The 5,972-nt window shown below is 65.6% G+C and carries 5 protein-coding genes and 1 pseudogene; 3 read left to right on the top strand and 3 right to left on the bottom strand.

Going from position 1 to position 5,972, the window contains the following annotated elements:
* A partial coding sequence (locus VN856_RS11585; RefSeq protein WP_325689091.1) for an aldehyde dehydrogenase family protein occupies window positions 1-873 on the top strand: 873 nt, incomplete at its 5' end.
* Between the two features lie 16 nt (window positions 874-889).
* Here the strand turns inward: VN856_RS11585 and VN856_RS11580 are convergent.
* Window positions 890-1,426, bottom strand: coding sequence for a hypothetical protein (locus VN856_RS11580; protein ID WP_325689089.1), 537 nt, complete (start codon window positions 1,424-1,426; stop codon window positions 890-892).
* 102 nt (window positions 1,427-1,528) lie between these two features.
* Between VN856_RS11580 and VN856_RS11575 the strand changes: the two genes are divergently transcribed.
* A complete protein-coding gene (locus VN856_RS11575) occupies window positions 1,529-3,256 on the top strand; it encodes an acyl-CoA dehydrogenase family protein (RefSeq protein WP_325689086.1) in 1,728 nt (575 codons plus the stop codon).
* 8 nt (window positions 3,257-3,264) lie between these two features.
* Here VN856_RS11575 and VN856_RS11570 read toward each other — a convergent pair whose 3' ends face one another.
* Window positions 3,265-4,011: an SDR family NAD(P)-dependent oxidoreductase gene (locus VN856_RS11570; protein WP_325689084.1), complete on the bottom strand. Its 747-nt coding sequence runs from the start codon at window positions 4,009-4,011 to the stop codon at window positions 3,265-3,267.
* 114 nt (window positions 4,012-4,125) lie between these two features.
* Between VN856_RS11570 and VN856_RS11565 the strand changes: the two genes are divergently transcribed.
* On the top strand, window positions 4,126-5,025 hold the full coding sequence (locus tag VN856_RS11565) for an NAD(P)-dependent oxidoreductase (protein ID WP_325689082.1): 900 nt from the start codon (window positions 4,126-4,128) through the stop codon (window positions 5,023-5,025).
* Here VN856_RS11565 and VN856_RS11560 read toward each other — a convergent pair.
* Window positions 5,022-5,972: pseudogene (locus VN856_RS11560) on the bottom strand (isocitrate lyase); the annotation flags it as partial. The gene VN856_RS11565 and the pseudogene VN856_RS11560 sit on opposite strands and share 4 nt — an antisense overlap.

Raw genomic sequence — 5,972 nt, 5'->3', positions numbered from 1 at the left:
CTGGTCGCCGAAGCCGACCTGCCGCCCGGCGTGCTGAATGTGGTGCCCGGCGGCCGCGACGTCGGCGAGCAATTGGTCAGCCATGACGGCGTGGACAAGGTGTCGTTCACCGGCTCCACCGCGGCCGGTCGCCAGGTCGCGCTTGCGTGTGCGGCTGGGCTGAAGCAGGTCAGCCTCGAACTGGGCGGCAAGTCCGCGGCGATCGTCCTCGAGGATGCCGATCCGTCGGCTGTGGCCACCGGCATACAGATGGCCAGCCTGGCCAACAGTGGCCAGGTGTGCAACGCGCTGAGCCGGATTCTGGTGCCCGCCGCTCGCGAGGGCGAGTTCGTCGACGCGTTGGCGGCCGCGATGGAGTCGATGCCGGTCGGCGACCCCTCCGACCCCAACACCGCGATCGGGCCGCTGGTTGCTCAGCGCCAGCAGGAGCGGGTCCGCGGCTACATCGAGTCGGGCCGCAGCGAAGGGGCGCGGCTGGTGGTCGGCGGCTCGGAGATGCCCGACGGCCTGGACTCGGGTTGGTATGTGCGGCCGACGTTGTTCAGCGGGGCCAACAACGACATGCGGATTGCCCGCGAGGAGATCTTCGGCCCGGTGCTGACCGTCATCTCCTATCGCGACGAAGACGAGGCGCTGCGGATCGCCAACGACACCGAGTACGGGTTGGCCGGCTCGGTGTTCACCGCCGACACCGACCGCGGCTACGGCGTGGCGACGCGCGTCCGGTCCGGCACGTTCGGCGTCAACCAGGGCTACATCATGGATCCCGCGGCGCCGTTCGGCGGCGTCAAGAGCAGCGGCTACGGGCGCGAGCTCGGGATCGAGGGCCTCGACAGTTACACGGTGAGCCAGTCGATTTCGGCCGCCGGCTAGCCGCCGGACAATCGGGCTAGTGCTTGCCGCCGCCGACCTCGGCGGGTAGCGGAGGCGGCAACTTTGCCGTCGACGTCGGTGCCGCGGCCGGTGTGGACGGCTTGGCAGCCGGGGTCTGCACGGTGCTCGCAGGCGTCTTCGTGGTCTTCGGCCCGTGATACGACACCATCGGCTCGCTGCGGATCGTCCCGCTCGCGTCGCTGACCGTCAGTGCGTTCGAGGTCACGGTGTAGGTGACGCCGTCCTTCTGGGCGACGAAGCTGCCGTCGGCGGACGCGGTGACCGCCGCGGTCAGCGTTGCGCCGTCGCTGATCCGCACGCCGTGGTAGCCGTACGCGCCGGCCGGGCTCTTGCAGATCGCGACCCGAGAGGTCGCGGTGCTGCCGAAGGCGGCCGCGGTGTTGGGCGCCGCGCATCGGGCGGTGGAGTTGACGAATCCGAGCGCGTCGGTGGCTGGATCGGCGGCCGCTAGCGGAGTGCCGATCGCGAAGAGCGTCCAGCACGCCGTCGCAGCGACGGCAATACGTCGGGTGCAAGGCAGGTAAGAGGACATAGGCTTCACGACAACACGGGCGACCAGCGCGATCCCGCCCCCACGCCGCATGATCACCGAATCGTTAGCTTCTCGAGATGCGCGCGGCTAGATTCGACGCCCATGGGACTGCTTTTCGATCCGAATACCTACGATCCGTCGCATTTCGATCCGGAAACGCGGCGTCAGCTACGTGCGGTGATCGAGTGGTTCGAAGCCCGCGGCAAGGTCAAACTGCTGCGCGATGACCTCGAGGCGACCTGGGTGTCGGACTTCCTCGACTTCATCAAGCAGGAAAAGATCTTCGCAACGTTCCTCACCCCCTCGGAGTACGGCGGAGGCGACGCGAACAAGCGGTGGGACACCTCCCGCAACGCCGCGCTGAGCGAGATCTTCGGGTTCTACGGGCTGTCGTATTGGTACGCCGAGCAGGTGACCATCCTGGGCCTCGGGCCGATCTGGCAGAGCGACAACATCAAGGCCAAGGAGCGCGCGGCCGCGCAGCTCGAGGCCGGCGGCGTGATGGCGTTCGCGCTGTCCGAGCGTGAGCACGGCGCCGACATCTACAACACCGACTTGCTCCTCACCCCCGCGCACGACGATGACGAAGGGGTCGTGTTCCGCGCGTCGGGGGAGAAGTACTACATCGGCAACGGCAACGTGGCAGGCATGGTGTCGGTGTTCTCCCGCCGCACCGATGTGGATGGCGCCGACGGTTATGTCTGGTTCGTCGCCGACAGCGCCCACCAGAACTACGAACTGATCGGCAATGTGGTGCACGGCCAGATGTTCGTCAGCAACTTCCGGCTCAACGACTACCCGGTGCACGAGGAGGACATCCTGTGCACTGGGCCGGAAGCGTTCTCCGCCGCGCTCAACACCGTCAACGTCGGCAAGTTCAACTTGTGCTCCGGCTCGATCGGGATGTGCGAGCACGCGTTCTACGAGGCGATTACCCATGCCAACAACCGCATCCTGTACGGCAACCCGGTCACCGACTTCCCGCACGTGCGGGCCAGTTTCGTCGAGGCCTACGCCCGGTTGATCGCGATGAAATCGTTCAGTGACCGTGCGATCGACTACTTCCGCAGCGCCAGCCTCGACGACCGTCGCTACCTGTTGTTCAACCCGGTGACCAAATCCAAGGTGACGTCCGAAGGCGAGGCGGTTGTCACGCTGTTGTGGGATGTGCTGGCCGCCAAGGGGTTCGAGAAGAACACCTACTTCTGCGAAGTGGCCCGGTTGATCGGTGCGCTACCGCGCCTGGAGGGCACGGTGCACGTCAACGTCGCGCAGATCCTGAAGTTCATGCCGAATTACATGCTCAATCCCGCCGACTACCCGGAGATCGGCACTCGCAACGACCCGGCCGACGACGTGTTCTTCTGGGCCCAGGGTCCGGCACGAGGTGCGTCTAAGGTCCAGTTCTCCGACTGGGCAACGGTTTACGAGCGGCACGTGAAGATCCCGAACGTTGCGGTGTTCTACGATCAGGCTCGCGCGCTGAAAGAGCTGCTGATGACCGCTGCGCCGGACCCGGACCAGATGAAAGACCTCGACTTCCTGCTCGTCGTCGGCCACCTGTTCACGCTGATCGTGTACGGCCAGTTGATCCTCGAGCAGGCCGATCTCATCGGTCTCGATGCCGACCTGGTCGACCAGATCTTCGAAGTTCAGATTCGCGACTTCTCCCAATACGCCGTCGCGCTACACGGTAAGTCTAGTTCGACTACGGCACAGCAGGATTGGGCGCTGGCCGCCGTGCGCAGGCCCGTGACCGACTCCGACCGATTCGACCGGGTGTGGGAGAAGGTCAGGGCCTACGACGGTGCTTACGAGATGCGGCCTTAGTTAGCGGATCACGCGAACGGGACGTCGTCCGGAGCGGCGCGGCGGGCGGCCAGTATTGCGCGGGCGGGATCACCGATCGGAATCCGCAATGGCAGCTCAGGCTTTTCGGCGGCGTCGGCGATCTCCGTGGCAACCTGCTCGGGGGTGATCATCGCGCGGCGCACCTCTTCGTCGCCTGCGAGGCCGGCGTAAGGATCGTCGGGCAATGTGTAGCTCCTCACGTTGTCGAGCGCGCCCGAACTCACGGCGCCGGGTTCGAGCAGGGCCGGCTGGACGCCGAACGGCGCCACCTCGATCGCCAGAGCCTCGACGAGCGCCTCCAGTGCCCACTTGGTCGCGGCGTAGGCCGCTCCCTTCGGCAACGCCACGCGTCCGAGAACGCTGGACATGAACAGCAGCTTTCCTTCGCCGCGGGCCCGCATGCCCGGAAGTGCGGCCTGCGCGACGCGGAGGGCCCCGACGGTGTTCAGGTTGAACAACCGCTGCAATTCATCCAGAGGTATTGCCTCTACCGCGGCATAGAAGATTTCGGCGGGGTTGACAACGACGATGTCGACATCACCCGCTGCCGCGAACGCCGCGGCCACGCTCGCGTCGTCAGTGATGTCGAGGGCAAGCTTCTGGGCGACGTCGAGCCCGTCGAGCGAATCGGTGTTGCGGGCGGTGCCGATCACGCGGTGACCCCGGCGAATGAACTCTTCAGTGATGGCGCGGCCGATGCCGCGACCGGCTCCGGTGACGAGAACAGTGGACATGATGGTGCTCCTTGCGGTGTCGGTGGCTCCTACATCGGATGTAAACCGACCGGTGTACTAACTTGTTCCACCGTAACCGATCGGCCGCTGTCGCGCCCGACATACGATCGGCCCATGCGTGACGCGAAGATCCTCATCACCGGCCCCACCGGACAGGTCGCAGTTCCCATCGCCAAGGCCCTGGCGGCCGACAACGAAGTCTGGGGTATCGCCCGCTTCACCAATGCCGCCGCGCGCGAAGACCTCGAGAAGGCTGGAGTCCGGTGTGAAAAAGTCAACCTGGCTGCGGGAGAGTTTGGATCGCTGCCAAGCGATTTCGACTACGTGCTCAACTTGGCGGTCGCCAAGAGCGGCGATTGGGACAAAGACCTCGGGGCCAACGCCGAGTCCGTCGGGCTGCTAATGGCGCACTGCCGCAATGCAAAAGCGTTTCTGCACTGCTCGTCGGCCGCCGTTTACGATCCGCCGGACGACGAGCCGCGCAGCGAGCGCGCCGCGCTGGGCGACAACCACAAGCCGTTGTTCCCGACCTACTCCATTTCCAAGATCGCCGGCGAAGTCGTCGCCCGGACGATGGCACGCGCCCTCGACATGCCCACCGTCATCGCGCGGCTCAACGTCCCCTACGGCGACAACGGGGGATGGCCGTTCTATCACATGGAGATGATGCTCGCCGGCATCCCGATCCCGGTGCCCGCCGGAGTTCCGGCCAGTTACAACCCAATTCACGAGGACGACATCATCGCGACGATCCCGAAGCTGCTCGCGGCCGCGTCGGTGCCGGCGACGACGGTCAACTGGTGCGGCGACCAGACCGTCAGCCTGCAGGACTGGTGCCGCTACCTCGGTTCGCTGGTCGGCAAAGACCCGGTGTTCGAAGAGAGCGCCCAGGCGCTGCGAGGCAATCCCACCGACGTGTCACGGATGCACGAGCTCGTCGGCGCCACCACGGTCGACTGGCAGGACGGGCTGCGCCGGATGGCGGCCAAATTCCACCCGGAGTTGGTCGGCTAGTCCTGTTTGGCGATCAGCCGCTTCAGCGCCTCGCGATCGGGTGCCAGCAGCTCGTCGATGCGTGACTGGTTCACGTCGGCGACGATGATCTCCCCGACTTCCTGGTACACGTTGCTGAAGATGCCGTGCGACTTCATCTTCTCGGTTTGATAGATGTTGTCCTCGGTCGGCGTCACGTAGTACACGATTTCCGGCTTGAACCGGTGGATCAGCCAGAGGTGGATGACGTCCATCAGCCGCTTCTTGCGCATCTTCTCCGCGAACGTGTTCTGATCGCGCACCGTGAGGATATTGCGTCCGTGGCGGTCCTTGATCGGGTCGACGACCACGTTGGCCAGCGGCTCTTCTCCCTGGCCGTAGATGCCGAGGTCGAGCACGTCGGAGCCGGCGCGCCGCGGGCGCAGCCGAACCGTCAGCGTCTCGCCGATCTGGTAGTGGTCGCCCCACAGCGCCAGCCACTCCTCCAGCAGTTTCTTCGGCACCTCGGTCTGCACCAGGTGCTGGTGCTGGGTGGATCCCTCGCCCATCGCCTTCGTGGTCGCCGTGCGACCGGACGATGCGGCCAGCGCGGCGTCGCTACGCGGTCCGCCAACCAGCGTTTGCGGTGTGCGGTAAGGCGATTCGACGAGGCGCATCTTGCGTTGCAGGCGAGCCAACGCCAGCATGCCCTCCTGGCGCAGCGAGGTGGCGAACTCCTCGGACGCGACGCCGTCGATCTGGTGTCCACCGTAGGTGATGAAGTTGAAGACGAAGCCCATTTTGCCGAGTTCCTCTGGGAACGCCCGCATCTCGTCGTCGGTCATGCCGGTGGTGTCCCAGTTGAACGACGGTGAGAGGTTGTAGGCCAGCATCTGGTCTGGGAATTCGGCGTGGATCGCGTCGGCGAATTCGCGCGCGTCGACGAGATCGGCAGTCTTGGTCTCCATCCACAGGATGTCGGCGAATGG

It is taken from the genome of Mycobacterium sp., from assembly GCF_035603715.1.
In the GTDB taxonomy this organism is placed as follows: domain Bacteria; phylum Actinomycetota; class Actinomycetes; order Mycobacteriales; family Mycobacteriaceae; genus Mycobacterium.
This window is presented reverse-complemented; position numbering and strand designations above follow the sequence as displayed.

Excerpts from the sequence above, each read along its gene's own strand:
- VN856_RS11580 (WP_325689089.1), bottom strand. The coding sequence starts at position 1,426 with ATGTCCTCTTACCTGCCTTGCACCCGACGTATTGCCGTCGCTGCGACG.
- VN856_RS11575 (WP_325689086.1), top strand. The coding sequence starts at position 1,529 with ATGGGACTGCTTTTCGATCCGAATACCTACGATCCGTCGCATTTCGAT.
- VN856_RS11570 (WP_325689084.1), bottom strand. The coding sequence starts at position 4,011 with ATGTCCACTGTTCTCGTCACCGGAGCCGGTCGCGGCATCGGCCGCGCC.
- VN856_RS11565 (WP_325689082.1), top strand. The coding sequence starts at position 4,126 with ATGCGTGACGCGAAGATCCTCATCACCGGCCCCACCGGACAGGTCGCA.